This is a genomic window from Streptomyces spinoverrucosus (assembly GCF_006539505.1).
In the GTDB taxonomy this organism is placed as follows: Bacteria; Actinomycetota; Actinomycetes; order Streptomycetales; family Streptomycetaceae; genus Streptomyces; species Streptomyces spinoverrucosus.
In genome coordinates this window covers 44,597-59,212 of sequence record NZ_BJND01000042.1, presented here as the reverse complement: position 1 = coordinate 59,212, position 14,616 = coordinate 44,597, and the positions used below count along the sequence as shown (strand labels likewise).

14 protein-coding genes are annotated in these 14,616 nt (G+C 70.9%); 11 read left to right on the top strand and 3 right to left on the bottom strand.

Annotation, left to right across the window (positions count from 1 at the left end):
- Positions 1 to 14: 14 nt before the first annotated feature.
- The 3 genes from SSP24_RS26815 (at position 15) to SSP24_RS26805 (ending at position 3,066) form a co-directional block, all read left to right on the top strand.
- Positions 15 to 674 carry a TetR family transcriptional regulator gene (locus tag SSP24_RS26815; protein ID WP_141312274.1) on the top strand — a complete coding sequence of 220 codons (660 nt, stop codon included), beginning with the start codon at positions 15 to 17 and terminating at the stop codon, positions 672 to 674.
- Between the two features lie 259 nt (positions 675 to 933).
- The gene (locus SSP24_RS26810; RefSeq protein WP_141312273.1) at positions 934 to 2,151 is read left to right on the top strand and encodes an alpha/beta hydrolase; all 1,218 of its coding nucleotides are present in this window, start codon (positions 934 to 936) and stop codon (positions 2,149 to 2,151) included.
- Positions 2,152 to 2,217: 66 nt separating this feature from the next.
- Entirely contained in the window at positions 2,218 to 3,066 is an 849-nt protein-coding gene (locus SSP24_RS26805; RefSeq protein ID WP_141312272.1) for a DUF4429 domain-containing protein, read from the top strand.
- Between the two features lie 73 nt (positions 3,067 to 3,139).
- Here the strand turns inward: SSP24_RS26805 and SSP24_RS26800 are convergent, their stop codons facing one another.
- Positions 3,140 to 4,156 carry an aldo/keto reductase gene (locus SSP24_RS26800; RefSeq protein ID WP_141312271.1) on the bottom strand — a complete coding sequence of 339 codons (1,017 nt, stop codon included), beginning with the start codon at positions 4,154 to 4,156 and terminating at the stop codon, positions 3,140 to 3,142.
- Positions 4,153 to 4,719, bottom strand: coding sequence for a MerR family transcriptional regulator (locus tag SSP24_RS26795; RefSeq protein WP_141312270.1), 567 nt, complete (start codon positions 4,717 to 4,719; stop codon positions 4,153 to 4,155). Before SSP24_RS26795 ends, SSP24_RS26800 begins: the two co-directional genes overlap by 4 nt.
- A 109-nt stretch (positions 4,720 to 4,828) precedes the next feature.
- On the opposite strand from SSP24_RS26795, the gene SSP24_RS26790 reads away from it, so the two are divergent.
- Entirely contained in the window at positions 4,829 to 5,302 is a 474-nt protein-coding gene (locus SSP24_RS26790) for a GNAT family N-acetyltransferase (RefSeq protein ID WP_141312269.1), read from the top strand.
- Between the two features lie 19 nt (positions 5,303 to 5,321).
- A complete protein-coding gene (locus SSP24_RS26785) occupies positions 5,322 to 6,146 on the top strand; it encodes a serine hydrolase domain-containing protein (protein ID WP_141312268.1) in 825 nt (274 codons plus the stop codon).
- Positions 6,147 to 6,152: 6 nt separating this feature from the next.
- Here the strand turns inward: SSP24_RS26785 and SSP24_RS26780 are convergent, their stop codons facing one another.
- On the bottom strand, positions 6,153 to 6,803 hold the full coding sequence (locus SSP24_RS26780) for a pirin family protein (protein WP_141312316.1): 651 nt from the start codon (positions 6,801 to 6,803) through the stop codon (positions 6,153 to 6,155).
- Between the two features lie 359 nt (positions 6,804 to 7,162).
- Between SSP24_RS26780 and SSP24_RS26775 the strand changes: the two genes are divergently transcribed.
- The 6 genes from SSP24_RS26775 to SSP24_RS26750 all read left to right on the top strand — a co-directional run bounded on the left by SSP24_RS26775 (position 7,163) and on the right by SSP24_RS26750 (position 14,611).
- A complete protein-coding gene (locus tag SSP24_RS26775) occupies positions 7,163 to 8,368 on the top strand; it encodes a PucR family transcriptional regulator (protein WP_141312267.1) in 1,206 nt (401 codons plus the stop codon).
- An 89-nt stretch (positions 8,369 to 8,457) separates the two neighbouring features.
- The gene (locus tag SSP24_RS26770; RefSeq protein ID WP_141312315.1) at positions 8,458 to 9,369 is read left to right on the top strand and encodes an ACP S-malonyltransferase; all 912 of its coding nucleotides are present in this window, start codon (positions 8,458 to 8,460) and stop codon (positions 9,367 to 9,369) included.
- A gap of 34 nt (positions 9,370 to 9,403) precedes the next feature.
- On the top strand, positions 9,404 to 10,405 hold the full coding sequence (locus tag SSP24_RS26765; RefSeq protein WP_141312266.1) for a ketoacyl-ACP synthase III: 1,002 nt from the start codon (positions 9,404 to 9,406) through the stop codon (positions 10,403 to 10,405).
- Between the two features lie 81 nt (positions 10,406 to 10,486).
- Positions 10,487 to 10,735, top strand: coding sequence for an acyl carrier protein (locus SSP24_RS26760; protein ID WP_141312265.1), 249 nt, complete (start codon positions 10,487 to 10,489; stop codon positions 10,733 to 10,735).
- A gap of 82 nt (positions 10,736 to 10,817) precedes the next feature.
- Positions 10,818 to 12,089, top strand: a complete 1,272-nt coding sequence (gene fabF / locus SSP24_RS26755; RefSeq protein WP_141312264.1) for a beta-ketoacyl-ACP synthase II — start codon at positions 10,818 to 10,820, stop codon at positions 12,087 to 12,089.
- A 143-nt stretch (positions 12,090 to 12,232) separates the two neighbouring features.
- Positions 12,233 to 14,611 (top strand): SpoIIE family protein phosphatase, encoded by a 2,379-nt coding sequence (locus SSP24_RS26750; RefSeq protein WP_167529713.1) that lies wholly within the window; start codon positions 12,233 to 12,235, stop codon positions 14,609 to 14,611.
- Positions 14,612 to 14,616: the final 5 nt, after the last annotated feature.

Sequence of the window (14,616 nt, the reverse complement as noted above, 5' to 3'; positions counted from 1 at the left end):
CAGGAGAGGCCCCCATGGACACGGTCGGCAACACACGGACAGGGCCGCGGCCGGGTCTGCGCGAACGCAAGAAGCAGCGCACCCGGGACGCGCTGCTGCGCGCGGCGGTGGAGCTCTTCACCACCCGCGGCTACGACCACACCACCGTCGACGAGATCGCCGCGGCCGTCGATGTCTCGCAGCGCACCTTCTTCCGCTACTTCTCCGGCAAGGAGGAGGCCGCCCTCGCCCTGCAGGCGATGACGGTGGCGCACTTCGTTGCGGCGGTGCGGGCTCGCCCCGCGCACGAGCCGCCGATGGAGGCGCTGCGCCGGGCGGTGCTGGACGGCTGGGACCGGATCAGCGAGGTGATCGAGGCGGTCGTCCCGGTGGAGCTGTATCTGCGGATGTACCGGGTGATCGAGTCGACGCCCGTCCTGCTCGCCGCGCATCTGCGCCGGTCGGCGGAGACGGAGGAGGAGCTGGCGCGGCTGATCGCCGAGCGGGAGGGCCTGGACGTGGACGCCGATCCGCGGCCGCGGGTGGCGGTGGCGGTCTTCGGCGGGGTCATCCGGGTGACCGAACGGCTGTGGAGCACGGGGCCGGACGTGAGCCTGGAGGCGATGCGCACGTTGACGGCGGAGTACCTCGATCAGGTGGGTCCGGTCCTGGCGGGCGACTGGCGCGTGCGCTGAGTCGGGCGCCGACGGCGAGCGGGCACGGGCCACGACAAGATCGGGCACAGGCCACGACACGAGCAGGCGCAGGCCAGGACAAGAGCGGGCACAGGCCACGACGGAGGCGGGCGCAGGCCGCGGACAAGGAGGGTGCAGGCCACCACAAAGGGGGCGCGGTGCGGTCAGCCCCCCACTGCGATCAGGTGACCTTCCTCAAACGTGATCCGCGACACACGGTTCACGCGAGACCCTCCCGTTCTCCTAGTGTGTCCTCCCAGTGACTTCCTTCGAGACCTCCCCCTCACTCAACGTCTGGCGCGCCCTGCTCGCGCTGGCCGTGGTGTTCGTGATGCTGGCGACCACCGGCTGGACCGCCCTGCGCAACCACCGGTCGGACACTCCGCTCCAGGCCTCCCTCTCCGCCTGGGAGCACGGCCGCCTCGACGGACACCGGCTGCCGGACCCGGACACCGCACCCGCCCGGCTCGCCGCCTTCTTCGCCTCGCTCACCGACGGGCAGCGCATTCACCTGGCCCGCCGCTATCCGCTCGCGGTCGGCAACATGAACGGCGCCCCCGTCCAACTGCGCTACCGAGCCAACCGCATCGCCCTCGACCAGGCCCGCAAGGTCGAACTCGAACGCATGCACGACAACCGGCTCAGCCCCACGGGCCAGCACGAGGCGGGACGCCGTATGCACCGCTTCGAGTCGCTGATGCGGGCGAACCGGCACATCCTCGCCTTCGACCCCGACGGCTCCGGCCGGGTCGCCGAGGTGTTCGGCGACCTCGACCGGGCGGAGCGGGTCTCCGTCGTCGTCCCCGGCGTCGACACCGACCTGCTCACCTTCCAGCGCACCAATCGCAGATACACCGCCCCGGTCGGCATGGCGAAGTCCCTCTACGCCGCCGAGCGCGCCGCCGGCCCCGCGACGCGCACGGCCGTGATCGCCTGGGCCGACTACACCGCGCCCAACGGCCTCGGCATGGAGTCGGCCACGGCGATGCGCGCCGAGGCCGGGGCGGTCCGGCTGAACGCGCTGGTGCGCGCGCTGCCCGGGAACGCGCCGGTCTCGCTGTTCTGCCACAGCTACGGCTCCGTGGTCTGCGGGGTCGCCGCGCATGCGCTGCCCGGCCGGGTGGCCGACATAGCGGTGGCCGGCAGTCCCGGCATGCGGGTCGCCAAGGCCTCCCATCTGCGCACCTCCGCGCGGGTGTGGGCGATGCGGGACGCCGACGACTGGATCCAGGACGTGCCGTACATGGAGTTCGGCGGACTCGGACACGGTGCGGATCCGGTATCCGCGGCGTTCGGGGCGCGCGTGCTGTCGGCGCGCGGCGCCCAAGGACACGCCGGGTACTTCGAACCGGGTACGGAGAGCCTCGCCAACTTCGCCGAGATCGGGGTTGGCGCGTACCGCGCGGTGGACTGCGCCGACGATGCGGGCATGTGCCGGGCGGGTTTGTCCGGCACGACGACTGCCGGACGCGCGTAGAGGCGCAGAAACTGCGGTCTGCGCAGGGAGGGGACGAAAGAGCGCGTGCCGCATACGATGAGCCGCATGGGTGACGTACTGGCCGGATTTCATGCCGCCTGGGAGTTCGAGTCCGACTCCGTGCTCATCCGCTACGAACGGGGGATTCGAACACCTAAGCTCTTCCAGGCGCTCGGTGAGCGGCGGGTGCCGCTGGCGGCGTTGCAGGGGGTGACGCTCTCCCCCGGGCGGCGCGGGACCGTCGTCCTGCGTGCGGAACCCCGGCCGGGGGCGGATCCGTTGATCGAGGCGGCGGCCGGGCAGTTGAAGGAAAGCAGTGATCCCTACCGGCTGGTGCTGCCCGCCGAGCGGGAGACACTGGCCGAGTACTACGCCGATGAACTACGCGCCCTGCTGACCGAGTCGGGGCCCGCCGAACGCCATCTCGTCGCGGCGCCCGAAGCGCCGCTGCACTTCAAGGCGTACGACGGGAAGGCGTCCTTCGACGGTACGTCCGTGTCGTTCCGGTGGTTCTGGACGGGGGCGTCGTCGGCGAAGTGGAAGGCCGGGGACCAGAAGTTCGCCGTGGCGGAGCTGAACGGGGTGGAGTGGCGGTCGCCGGAGGTGTTCGAGGGGCATCTGCGGTTGCTGCGGCGGGATGCCGGGAAGCAGCCGGCGCAGGCCGATCAGGATCCGGCGGCCGTGGTGTTCGGGCTGGGGTACGGGCCGGTGCACGAGTCGTTGCCGTTCGCGGCGGCCGTGTTGTCGGCGGTTCGCTCCGCGGGTTCGGCGGGGGCTGTCGTTGCCGCCGCTCCGCGGAGGGATCCTGCGGATATCGCGGAGCGGATTCGGCATCTTGGGGAGCTGCATCGGGCCGGGTTGGTCACCGATGAGGAGTTCTCTGTGAAGAAGGCTGAGTTGTTGGCTGAGCTTTGATTTCGGGTGCGGGTCGTGGGGGCTGGTCGCGCAGTTCCCCGCGCCCCTGGCGGCGTGCAGTCCCCGGCGTCGGTTACTCCCTGCCTGCCGACGTGAACGTCATGTCCGCGTAGCGGGTGCCTGCCACCTTCGCGGCCACCGGGTCCAGCAGGGCGAGTTCCTCCTGCGTCAGCGTGATGCGCGTCGCCGCCGTGTTCTCCTCGACTCGGCTCGGCTTGCGCGTTCCCGGGATCGGGACGACAGCGAGGTCGTGTACGGCCGCCTGCTGCTGGACCCAGGCCAGGGCGATCTGGCCGAGTGAGGCGCCGTGTGCCTCGGCGACCGCCCGGATCGGTTCCAGGAGCGCCGCGTTCGCCGTGGCGTTGGCGCCGGTGAAGCGGGGCTGCTGGCGGCGGAAGTCGTCGGCGGTGAGGTCCTGCTCCGCGTTCACGAAGGAACCGGTGAGGAAGCCGCGGCCGAGCGGGGAGTACGGGACCAGGGCGACGCCCAGTTCACGGGCGGCCGGTACGACCTTCGCCTCGATGTCCCGGCTGAACAGCGACCACTCCGACTGCACGGCGGCGACGGGGTGCACGGAGTGCGCGGCGCGCAGTTCGTCGGCGGTGACCTCGCTGAGGCCCAGGTACTTGACCTTGCCCTCGCGGACCAGCTCGGACATCACGCCGACCGTCTCCTCGATCGGCACGTTCACGTCCCGGCGGTGCATGTAGTACAGGTCGATCACGTCGACGTCGAGGCGCTTCAGGCTCGCCTCGACGGCCTGGCGGATGTACGGCGGGTCGTTGCGGATGACCCGCCGGGTCGGGTCGTCCGGCGGGATCGACAGGGCGAACTTGGTCGCGATCACGACCTCGTCGCGGTGCGCCGTGAAGAACGGCGACAGGAACCGCTCGTTCTCACCGGCGCCGTACGCGTCCGCCGTGTCGTACAGCGTGACGCCCAGCTCCAGCGCCCGCTCCAGCGTCGCGCGGGACTCGCCGGTGTCGGAGGGGCCGTAGGCGAAGCTCATGCCCATGCAGCCGAGGCCCTGCACACCGACCTCGGGCCCGCCGTCGCCGAGCCGTACCGTCGCTATCGTGCTGTCGTTCATCGGGTCCTCTCCCCTTCGTGCGAGGCGTCGTGTGAGGTTTGGTGCGAGGCGTCGTGCGAGGCGTGCGCGCGGCCGGCGTCGCCGTAGAAACTGATCTTGCGGTCGAGTACGGCGAGCGTGTCCTGGAGTTCGGCGATCCGCTCCAGGACGTCCTGGCGGGTCGTCTCCAGCAGCTCGCGCCGCTCCGCGAAGGTGCCGTCGCCCTCGCGCACCAGCTCCGCGTACCGCACCATGTCGGCGACCGGCATACCGGTCAGCCGCAGCTTGCCGACGAGATCCAGCCAGTCCAGGTCGCGGTTGGTGTAGCGGCGCTGGCCGGTGTGCGACCGGTCGATGTGGGACATCAGGCCGATCCGCTCGTACCAGCGCAGGGTGTGGGCCGACAGGCCGGTGAAGGCGACGACCTCGCTGATCGTGTAGCGGTCCTGGCCGTCGGGGCGCGGGTGCCGGCGGGGCGGGGCGGAGCAGAGGTCGGTGCGGTTGGGGCCCTCCTCGTGGATCCCCTCGCGGGCCTCCTCGTGGGCCTTTTCGGTGGCTGCTGCCGTGGTCTGCATCACCGTCATGCGCTCCACGCTATGACCTTGGAGTGCACTCCAAGCAAGCGTGGACGGAAAGAGGAGGTCAAGAAAATCGGCAGGACGTGCGGGGGGTGCGGTGGCTAGCGTGCGGGTCATGAGTCTCGTACGCCGTGCCCTGCCGGACGATGCCGAAGAAGTACTGCGCCTGCGCCAGGTGATGATCGACTCGGTCTTCTCCGGCGGCTCCTCCGCCACAGACTGGCACATCGAGTCCCTGCCGGTGCTGCGGGAGCGGCTGGCCGATCCCGACGGGGACTTCGCGGCGTTCGTGGTGGACCATCCGGACCGGCCGGGGGCGCTGGCGGCGCTGGTGGCCGGAACGCTGGAGTACCGGATCGGCAAGGCGAGCAACCCACGCGGGCGGGTCGGACACGTCTTCAGCGTGGCCACGGATCCGGACGCACGCAGGCGGGGGTACGCGCGCGCGTGCATGGCGGAACTGCTGGAGTGGTTCCGCGAGCGGGAGGTCGGGCAGGTCGACCTGACCGCGTCCGCGGAGGCGGAGCCGCTGTACGAGTCGCTGGGCTTCGCACGGACCGGGGACCCCTTCATGCGGTTGATGCTCTGAGCGGGATTAGGCTCGGGGCATGTCCTTGCAGAGCTTGGCGTTGATCGACAACTGGCCGGTTCCCACCGCTGCGGCGGGGGTGGTACGGGCCGACGGTGCCGTGCTGGGGGTGCGGGGGCCGGTCGGGCAGCGTTTTGCGCTGGCGTCGGTCACCAAGCCGCTGGCCGCGTACGCCGCGCTGGTGGCGTACGAGGAGGGTGCGATCGACTTCGAGGAGCCGGCCGGGCCGCCCGGGTCGACGGTACGTCATCTGCTGGCGCACACCTCGGGGCTGGCCTTCGACGAGCACCGGGTGACGGCGCCGCCCGGGGAGCGGCGGCTGTACTCCAACGCCGGGTTCGAGCAGCTCGGGGACCATGTCGCCAAGGCGACGGACATCCCGTTCGCGGAGTATCTGCGGCAGGCGGTGCTGGAGCCGCTGGGGATGACGTCCACCAGTCTTGAGGGTTCCCCGGCGAAGGACGGGGTCTCCACGGTCGAGGATCTGCTGCGGTTCGCCGCCGAGGTGCAGGCGCCGCGGCTGCTCGATCCGCGTACGGTCGCCGAGGCGATGAGCGTGCAGTATCCGGGCACGAAGGGCGTCCTTCCCGGGTACGGTCACCAGAACCCCAACGACTGGGGGCTCGGCTTCGAGATCCGTGACTCCAAGTCGCCGCACTGGACGGGCGGTTCGTCGTCACCGCGGACGTTCGGTCATTTCGGGCAGTCCGGTACGTTCCTGTGGATCGACCCGGATGCGGGGCTGTCCTGCGTCGCCCTGTCGGACCGGGCGTTCGGACCCTGGGTGATCGAGACGTGGCCGGCGTTCACGGACGCGGTGCTGGCGGAGGCCCGCACGGCCTGAGGCCCATCAGGTCATCTCCCACATCAGCAGCTCGGTCGGCGTCACCCCCACCGCCTCCACGTCCTTCGCGTCCGTGATGCGGGCCGCGTCGCCCGGGCCCAGGTGCTCGGCGTCCACGGTGACTTCGCCGTGCACCACGTGGACGTAGACGTGCGGGGCGTCGGGGACCGCCGTGCGTTCGCCCGCGGCCAGTCGGCGTACGTGGAGCATCGCGCCGGCCTCCGGGACCGCGTACGGCGTCGCGTCCGCGATGCCGCGGACGATCTCGTACGCCGGGTCGCCGCCCGGCGACAGCGGGGCCAGCCACATCTGCACGAACGTCAACGGGCGCTCGCCGTCGTTGCGTTCGACGTGCCGCACGCCGGACGCGGCGCTCAGGCGCTGCACGTCACCGGCGCGGACGACCGTCTCGCGCCCCGTGGAGTCACGGTGCGTCAGCTCGCCCTGCGCGACCCATGTGACGATCTCGGTATGGCTGTGCGGGTGCTCCGCGAAACCGGCACCGGGGGCCAGGCGCTCCTCGTTGCACGCGATCAGGGCGCCGAAGCGCAGGTTGTCGGGGTCGTAGTGGGGGCCGAAGGAGAAGGCGTGACGGGACTCGATCCCGGCCTCCGCGTCACCTCCGGGGTAGCGCTCACCGGCGCGCCGTACGTCCATCACGCCCACCACCGTAGACCCGCCCGGGCCGACCGAGGCCCACACCGCGCAGGCCGACCGGCACCCGCCCCGACTCGGGGGCGGAGCAGCGCCCTGCAGGGGCGCGGGGAACTGCGCGACCAGCCACCACGCGCCCGCAGACGATCGACGGCCCATCGCGGCACCCGCGGAGCGCTTGGCTCCGGCGCAACCCCCACCGCAACCCACCCCGGGCCCCCCGCCCCACCGCACCCCACCCCGAGCCACATCCGCGCCCCCCCACCCGCAAACCGCACCCGCAAACCCCCGAACCCCCCGCCCCCACCCCTCACCCCCACCCGGCCACACGCCCCCGCGTCCGGATAAGGCAGTCTTGTCCCGTGCCCGAACCCGAAACCAGCGACCCCCGTACCGCCTCCCACGGCGTGCATCCGCACTCCGCGACCCTGAAGCGGCTGGAGAAGTCCTCCGGCAGTCTCGCCGCCCAGGCCATCGCGCGGATGGACGAGACGCTGCCGTGGTACCGGGCCATGCCCCCGGAGAACCGTTCCTGGATCGGGCTGGTCGCGCAGGCCGGTATCGCCGCGTTCACCGAGTGGTTCCGGCACCCGGACGCCCCGCAGGCGATCTCCACCGATGTGTTCGGAACCGCGCCGCGCGAGCTGACCAGGGCGATCACGCTGCGGCAGACCGTGGAGATGGTGCGCACCACCATCGAGGTCATGGAGAGCGCGATCGACGAGGTCGCCGCCCCCGGCGACGAGCGGATTCTGCGCGAGGCGCTCCTGGTGTACGCGCGGGAGATCGCCTTCGCCACCGCCCAGGTGTACGCCCAGGCCGCCGAGGCACGGGGTGCCTGGGACGCCCGGCTGGAGTCGCTGGTCGTGAACGCCGTGCTGAGCGGCGAGGCCGACGAGGGCGCGGTGTCGCGGGCGGCGGCGCTGGGCTGGAACGCGCCGGAGCATGTGTGCGTGGTGCTGGGGACGGCGCCCGACGGTGACTCGGAGCTGACGGTGGAGGCCATCCGGCGGGCGGCACGGCATGCCAAGCTCCAGGTGCTGACGGGTGTGCTCGGGGACCGGCTCGTCGTCATCGCGGGCGGCAGCGACAATCCGCTCGCCGTCGCCAGGTCGCTGATCGGGCCCTTCGCCGCAGGTCCGGTGGTCGCGGGACCGATCGTGCCGGATCTGCTGGCCGCGACCCGGTCCGCGCAGGCCGCCGCCGCGGGGCTGAAGGCGTGTTTCGCCTGGCAGGACGCGCCGCGGCCGGTGCTGGCGGACGACTTGCTGCCGGAGCGCGCGATCGCCGGAGACCCGAGCGCGCGCGAGCAGTTGGTGGAGGAGATCTACAGACCACTGGAGGAAGCCGGTTCCGCGCTGCTGGAGACGCTCAGCGTCTATCTCGAACAGGCGAGCAGTCTCGAAGGCGCCGCCCGGATGCTGTTCGTCCATCCCAACACCGTCCGCTACCGGCTTCGACGTGTGACTGACGTCACCGGCTGGTCGCCATCCGATGTACGTTCCGCGTTCACGTTGCGCATCGCGCTGATCCTGGGGCGTCTGGCCGATGGGGATCTCCAGCCCTAGTCTTTTGTCGGGGGCCCACAAAACCCCTTCCCGTTCTTCGTCCTTGTCCCCACGGGCGGCCGTGCCCGTACCCAAGAGAGAGTGTGAGAGTGCTCGTACTCGTCGCTCCCGGCCAGGGCGCCCAGACGCCCGGCTTCCTGACTCCCTGGCTCGAACTGCCCGGTGCCGCCGACCGCGTCGCCGCCTGGTCGGACACCATCGGACTGGACCTCGCCCACTACGGCACGAAGGCCGACGCGGACGAGATCCGCGACACGGCCGTGGCGCAGCCGCTGCTCGTCGCCGCCGGGATCCTCTCGGCCGCGGCACTCGGTGACATGTTGCCGGGCGCGGTCGCGGGCCACAGCGTCGGTGAGATCACCGCCGCCTCCTTCGCCGGCGTCCTCGACGACACCGCCGCGCTGACCCTCGTACGCAAGCGGGGCCTGGCCATGGCCGAGGCCGCCGCGATCACCGAGACCGGGATGTCGGCGCTGCTCGGCGGCGACCCCGAGGTGACCGTGCCGCATCTGGAGAAGCTGGGCCTGACCCCGGCGAACGTCAACGGCGCCGGGCAGATCGTGGCCGCGGGAACGCTGGAGCAGCTGGCCGCGTTGAACGAGGACAAGCCGGAGGGCGTGCGCAAGGTCGTCGCGCTGAAGGTGGCCGGCGCCTTCCACACCCACCACATGGCGCCCGCGGTCGACAAGCTGGCCGCGGCCGCCCAGCAGCTGACGCCCGCCGACCCGAAGGTCACCTACGTCTCGAACCGGGACGGTCAGGCGGTCGCCTCCGGCGCCGAGATCGTCGAGCGGCTGGTCGGCCAGGTCGCCAACCCGGTCCGCTGGGACCTGTGCATGCGGACGTTCCAGGAGCTCGGCGTCACCGCGCTGCTGGAGGTGTGCCCCGGCGGCACCCTGACCGGGCTCGCCAAGCGCGCCCTGCCCGGCGTGCAGACGCTGGCCCTGAAGACCCCCGACGACCTCGACGCGGCCCGCGAGCTCATCGCCGAGCACGCCTGACGCCCTGCTGACGCCCTAAGGAGCCGACTGCAACATGTCGAAGATCAAGCCCAGCAAGGGCGCCCCGTACGCGCGGATCCTCGGCGTGGGCGGCTACCGGCCCACCCGGGTGGTGCCGAACGAGGTGATCCTCGAGAAGATCGACTCGTCCGACGAGTGGATCCGTTCGCGCTCCGGCATCGAGACCCGGCACTGGGCGAACGACGAGGAGACGGTCGCCGCGATGTCGGTCGAGGCGTCCGGCAAGGCGATCGCCGACGCCGGGATCTCCGCCGAGCAGATCGGCGCGGTGATCGTCTCGACCGTCACGCACTTCAAGCAGACCCCGGCCGTCGCCACCGAGATCGCCGACAAGCTGGGCACGGCCAAGGCCGCCGCCTTCGACATCTCGGCCGGCTGCGCGGGCTTCGGCTACGGCCTGACCCTCGCCAAGGGCATGATCGTCGAGGGCAGCGCCGAGTACGTGCTGGTCATCGGCGTGGAGCGGCTGAGCGACCTGACCGACCTGGAGGACCGGGCGACGGCCTTCCTGTTCGGTGACGGGGCCGGCGCGGTCGTCGTCGGCCCGTCGAAGGAGCCCGCGATCGGCCCCACGGTGTGGGGCTCCGAGGGCGACAAGTCCGAGACCATCAAGCAGACCGTGCCGTGGACGGACTACCGGTCCGGCGAGGTCGAGCGGTTCCCCGCCATCACGCAGGAGGGCCAGGCGGTGTTCCGCTGGGCCGTGTTCGAGATGGCGAAGGTCGCCAAGGAGGCGCTGGACGCCGCCGGACTTGATCCGGCCGACCTGGACGTCTTCATTCCGCACCAGGCCAACGAGCGGATCATCGACTCGATGGTGAAGACACTGAAGCTGCCGGAGTCCGTCACGGTCGCCCGTGACGTACGCACCACCGGCAACACCTCGGCCGCCTCGATTCCGCTCGCGATGGAGCGGCTTCTGGCGACCGGCGAGGCGAAGAGCGGAGACACCGCGCTCGTCATCGGATTCGGGGCGGGTCTCGTGTACGCAGCGACGGTCGTTACTCTCCCCTAGGCACTCCGTGCCGGATCATGCGGTCCGGTGCGGGAAGCAGCACCGCCACACCCTCTGGAACACTACGAAGGAGCGCCTGACATGGCCGCCACTCAGGAAGAGATCGTCGCCGGTCTCGCGGAGATCGTGAACGAGATCGCCGGGATCCCCACCGAGGACGTCCAGCTGGACAAGTCCTTCACCGACGACCTGGACGTCGACTCGCTGTCCATGGTCGAGGTCGTCGTCGCCGCCGAAGAGCGCTTCGACGTGAAGATCCCGGACGACGACGTCAAGAACCTCAAGACCGTCGGCGACGCGACCGAGTACATCCTCAAGCACCAGTCCTGAGGCCCCTGGGCCGGTTCCTTCCGGCCCCGCCACCCGGCGGTGGCGCCGCTGAATCCTCGTATCCGTTGGAGAAAGAATTCCCGTGAGCCCGACCAATCGCACCGTGGTCGTCACCGGTATCGGCGCAACCACACCGCTGGGTGGCGACGCAGCCTCTACCTGGGAGGGCCTGGTCGCCGGACGTTCCGGCGTCAAGCCCCTGGAGCAGGAATGGGCCGCCGAGCAGGCGGTCCGCATCGCCGCGCCGGTCGCGGTGGAACCCACCGAGTCCATCCCGCGGCCGCAGGCCCGCCGCCTGGACCGCTCGGCGCAGTTCGCGCTGATCGCCGCGAAGGAGGCGTGGGCCGACGCCGGTTTCACCGCCAAGGCCGGTGAGGGCGCCGAGGTCGACCCGGACCGGCTCGGCGCGGTCATCGCCTCCGGCATCGGCGGTGTGACGACCCTGCTCGACCAGTACGACGTGCTCAGGGAGAAGGGCGTACGCCGGGTCTCCCCGCACACCGTCCCCATGCTGATGCCGAACAGCCCCTCCGCGAACGTGGGTCTGGCCGTGGGCGCCCGGGCGGGCGTGCACACCCCGGTCTCCGCGTGCGCGTCGGGCGCCGAGGCCATCGGCTACGCCATCGAGATGATCCGCTCCGGCCGCGCCGACGTCGTCGTCGCCGGTGGTACGGAGGCGGCGATCCACCCGCTGCCCATCGCCGCGTTCGGCAACATGATGGCGATGTCCAAGAACAACGACGACCCGCAGGGCGCGTCCCGTCCCTACGACGTCGACCGCGACGGCTTCGTCCTCGGCGAGGGCGCCGGTGTCATCGTCCTGGAGTCCGCCGAGCACGCCGCGAAGCGCGGGGCGCGGGTGTACGCCGAGGCGGTCGGGCAGGGCATCTCCGCCGACAGCCACGACATCGTGCAGCCGGAGCCGGAAGGACGTGGCATCAGCCACGCCCTGCAGAACCTGCTGGAGCGGACCGACCTCGACCCGGCGGAGATCGTGCACGTCAACGCGCACGCCACGTCGACGCCGGCCGGTGACATCGCCGAGCTGAAGGCGCTGCGGAAGGTGTTCGGTGATGACGCCGACCACATCGCGGTGTCCGCGACGAAGTCGATGACCGGGCATCTGCTGGGTGGTGCGGGCGGTGTCGAGACGGTGGCGACCGTGCTCGCGCTGTATCACCGGGTGGCTCCGCCGACCATCAACGTCGAGAACATCGACCCCGAGGCCGAGGCGAATGCCGATGTGGTGCGGGGTGAGGCGCGGAAGCTGCCCGTCGAGGGTCGTATCGCCGCGTTGAACGACTCGTTCGGCTTCGGTGGGCACAACGTGGTGCTGGCGTTCCGGACGGTTTGATTTTCGGTTGATCCGGGCCCGCCGTGACGTCGGCCTCCAGGACCCAGTTGTGGTCCTGGAGGCCGACGTTGTCGTGTGCCCGAGCCGAGCACGTCAATCACCGCCGATTGCGAGGCAGTAGCCACTGTGGGCAAATAGGAATAGTGAGTGCACGGCCGCGCGACGCCGCGCTCGTCCTCGACGAGCGGGGCACCGTCGCCCAGTGGAGCCCGGAGGCCGAGCGGCTCCTCGGCTACTCCGCGGAGGAGGCACTGGGCCGCCACGTCACCATGTTCCTGGACCAGCCACTGGGCGACATGGAGTCTGCCGGACAGATCACCGCGCGACACCGCGACGGCCGCCGGGTGGCGGTCGACGCGGCGATCAGCCCGCTGCCCCGACCCGGCGGGGACTGGAACTGGTCGGTGCGGCTGATCACCGCGTCGGACACTGTTCAGGAAGAGATCGACGCCGCACTGCTCCGGGCGCTGCTGACCGATTCCCCGCTCGGTGTTCAGGTTGTCGACGGCGACCTGCGGCTCGTGCGCCTGAATCTTTCCGGCCCGGGAGTCCGCGGTGTCGTGGGTACGGAGGCCATCGGCCGCCACATCCGCGACATCGCGCCAGGCCTGATCGACGAGGGGGTCGAGCAGAAGATCCGTCACGTGGTCGGGAGCGGTCAGCCCCTGAGTTTCCTGCACAGCGGCCGACCTCCCGCCGATTCCGCCCACGATCATGACTACTTGGTGACCCTGCTGCCTCTCAGGGACTCGGTGGGGCGCGGTATAGGGGCCCTCGTGGCCTCCCAGGATGTGACCGAGCAGGAAAGGGCGCGGGCACGCCTGGACTTCCTGGCGCAGGCAGGTACCCGGATCGGCACCACGCTCGACGTCCTCACCACGGCGAAGGAGCTGGCTGCCGCCGCAGTTCCGGCCATCGCTGACATCGCCACCGTCGACGTACTGGACGGCGTGCTCCACGGCGAGGCGTCCCCACCAGGCCCCGTCAGCAAGCAGTCCAGACTGCGTCGGGCGGCCTTCATGAGCGCTCGGGTGCTCGGCGCCCTGCCCGCCTACGACACCGGGGAGCTGGTCGAGTACCTGTTCCCGTCTCACATCGCCGGCCTGACCGGGACGCGCCCCATCTTGGTACCGCACCTTCAAAGCGGCGAGATGCCCGCCGACGACCGCCGCACGCCGCGCATCCGCGCCCACACGGCCCACTCCCTGATGGTCGTGCCCCTCGCCGCCCGCGGTGTGGTCCTCGGCCTGGCGAGCTTCTACCGGGCACGGGAGCCGGATCCGTACGGTGAGGAGGACCTTTTTCTCACTTCCGAACTCTGCGCGCGGGCAGCCGTGTGCATCGACAACGCACGCCAGTACACCCGCGAGCGCAACGCCGCCCAATCGCTGCAGCGCGCCCTGCTGCCGCGGTCCGCGCCGCCGCAGAGCGCCGTGGAGGTGGCCTGGCGCCATGAATCGGCCTACAGTCCGGGGGACTGGTTCGACGTCATTCCCCTCTCCGGCGCGAGGGTTGCGCTGGTCGTGGGCTGTATGGCCGGCCAGGGCATCGACGCCGCCGCCGCGATGGGACAGCTGCGCATGGCCATCAATACGCTCGCGGCCCAGGACCTTGCCCCCGACGAACTGCTCGGTCAACTTCACGACCTGGTGATGGGATTCAGCGACGAGCCCGCCGACGATCCCCGCACAGCATCGGCCAGGAACCACATGCAGGGGGCGACCTGCCTGTACGCGGTCTACGACCCCGTCTCGCGCCGCTGCACGCTTGCCCGAGCCGGCCACCCGTCGGTGGTGGTCGTCAGCCCGCAGGGCAAGGTCGATATCCCTGACATCCCAGAGGGTCCCCCGCTGGGCACCCAGCACCCGCCATACCGGACCGCAGGCATGGAGCTGCCGGAGGGAAGCACGCTTGCGCTGTTCACCAGCAGTCGGACACCGGCCGACACCTCTGACCGGTCACCTGCGGCCCACATGCTGTATCAGATCCTGAGCAGCAACCCGTACCGCACCCTGGGGGACAGCTGCGACGCGTTCATCCGTGCCTACGAACCCACCACAGGCGAGGGTTTCCTCCTGCTGCTGGCACGTACGCGGGCGCTGTCCGCGGACCGGGTGGCGACCTGGACCCTCCCCCCGGACCCCGCGGTCGTCACCACCGCCCGCACTTTGAGCCTTCGGCAGCTCGCCAACTGGGGTCTGGACGACCTGGACTTCACGACCGAACTGATCGTCAGCGAGCTCGTCACCAACGCCATCCGCTACGGGGCCGGGCCTGTCGGCCTCCGCCTGATCCGCGACCGCGGGCTCATCTGCGAGGTCAGCGACGGCAGCAGCACCGCCCCGCATCTGCGGTACGCCTACGAGACCGATGAAGGTGGCCGCGGCCTCTTCCTGATCGCCCAGCTCGCCCACCGCTGGGGCACCCGCTACTCCGCTCGGGGAAAGACCATCTGGACCGAGCAGACCATTCCGTGCGTGGGCACGGTCGGCCCAGGAGGAGGATCCGGCGACTGCTTCTGATCCTT

Bases quoted from the DNA above. Each gene is read 5' to 3' on its own strand.
- SSP24_RS26815 (WP_141312274.1), top strand. From the start codon at position 15: ATGGACACGGTCGGCAACACACGGACAGGGCCGCGGCCGGGTCTGCGC.
- SSP24_RS26805 (WP_141312272.1), top strand. From the start codon at position 2,218: ATGGGTGACGTACTGGCCGGATTTCATGCCGCCTGGGAGTTCGAGTCC.
- SSP24_RS26800 (WP_141312271.1), bottom strand. From the start codon at position 4,156: ATGAACGACAGCACGATAGCGACGGTACGGCTCGGCGACGGCGGGCCC.
- SSP24_RS26795 (WP_141312270.1), bottom strand. From the start codon at position 4,719: ATGACGGTGATGCAGACCACGGCAGCAGCCACCGAAAAGGCCCACGAG.
- SSP24_RS26790 (WP_141312269.1), top strand. From the start codon at position 4,829: ATGAGTCTCGTACGCCGTGCCCTGCCGGACGATGCCGAAGAAGTACTG.
- SSP24_RS26785 (WP_141312268.1), top strand. From the start codon at position 5,322: ATGTCCTTGCAGAGCTTGGCGTTGATCGACAACTGGCCGGTTCCCACC.
- SSP24_RS26780 (WP_141312316.1), bottom strand. From the start codon at position 6,803: ATGGACGTACGGCGCGCCGGTGAGCGCTACCCCGGAGGTGACGCGGAG.
- SSP24_RS26765 (WP_141312266.1), top strand. From the start codon at position 9,404: ATGTCGAAGATCAAGCCCAGCAAGGGCGCCCCGTACGCGCGGATCCTC.
- SSP24_RS26760 (WP_141312265.1), top strand. From the start codon at position 10,487: ATGGCCGCCACTCAGGAAGAGATCGTCGCCGGTCTCGCGGAGATCGTG.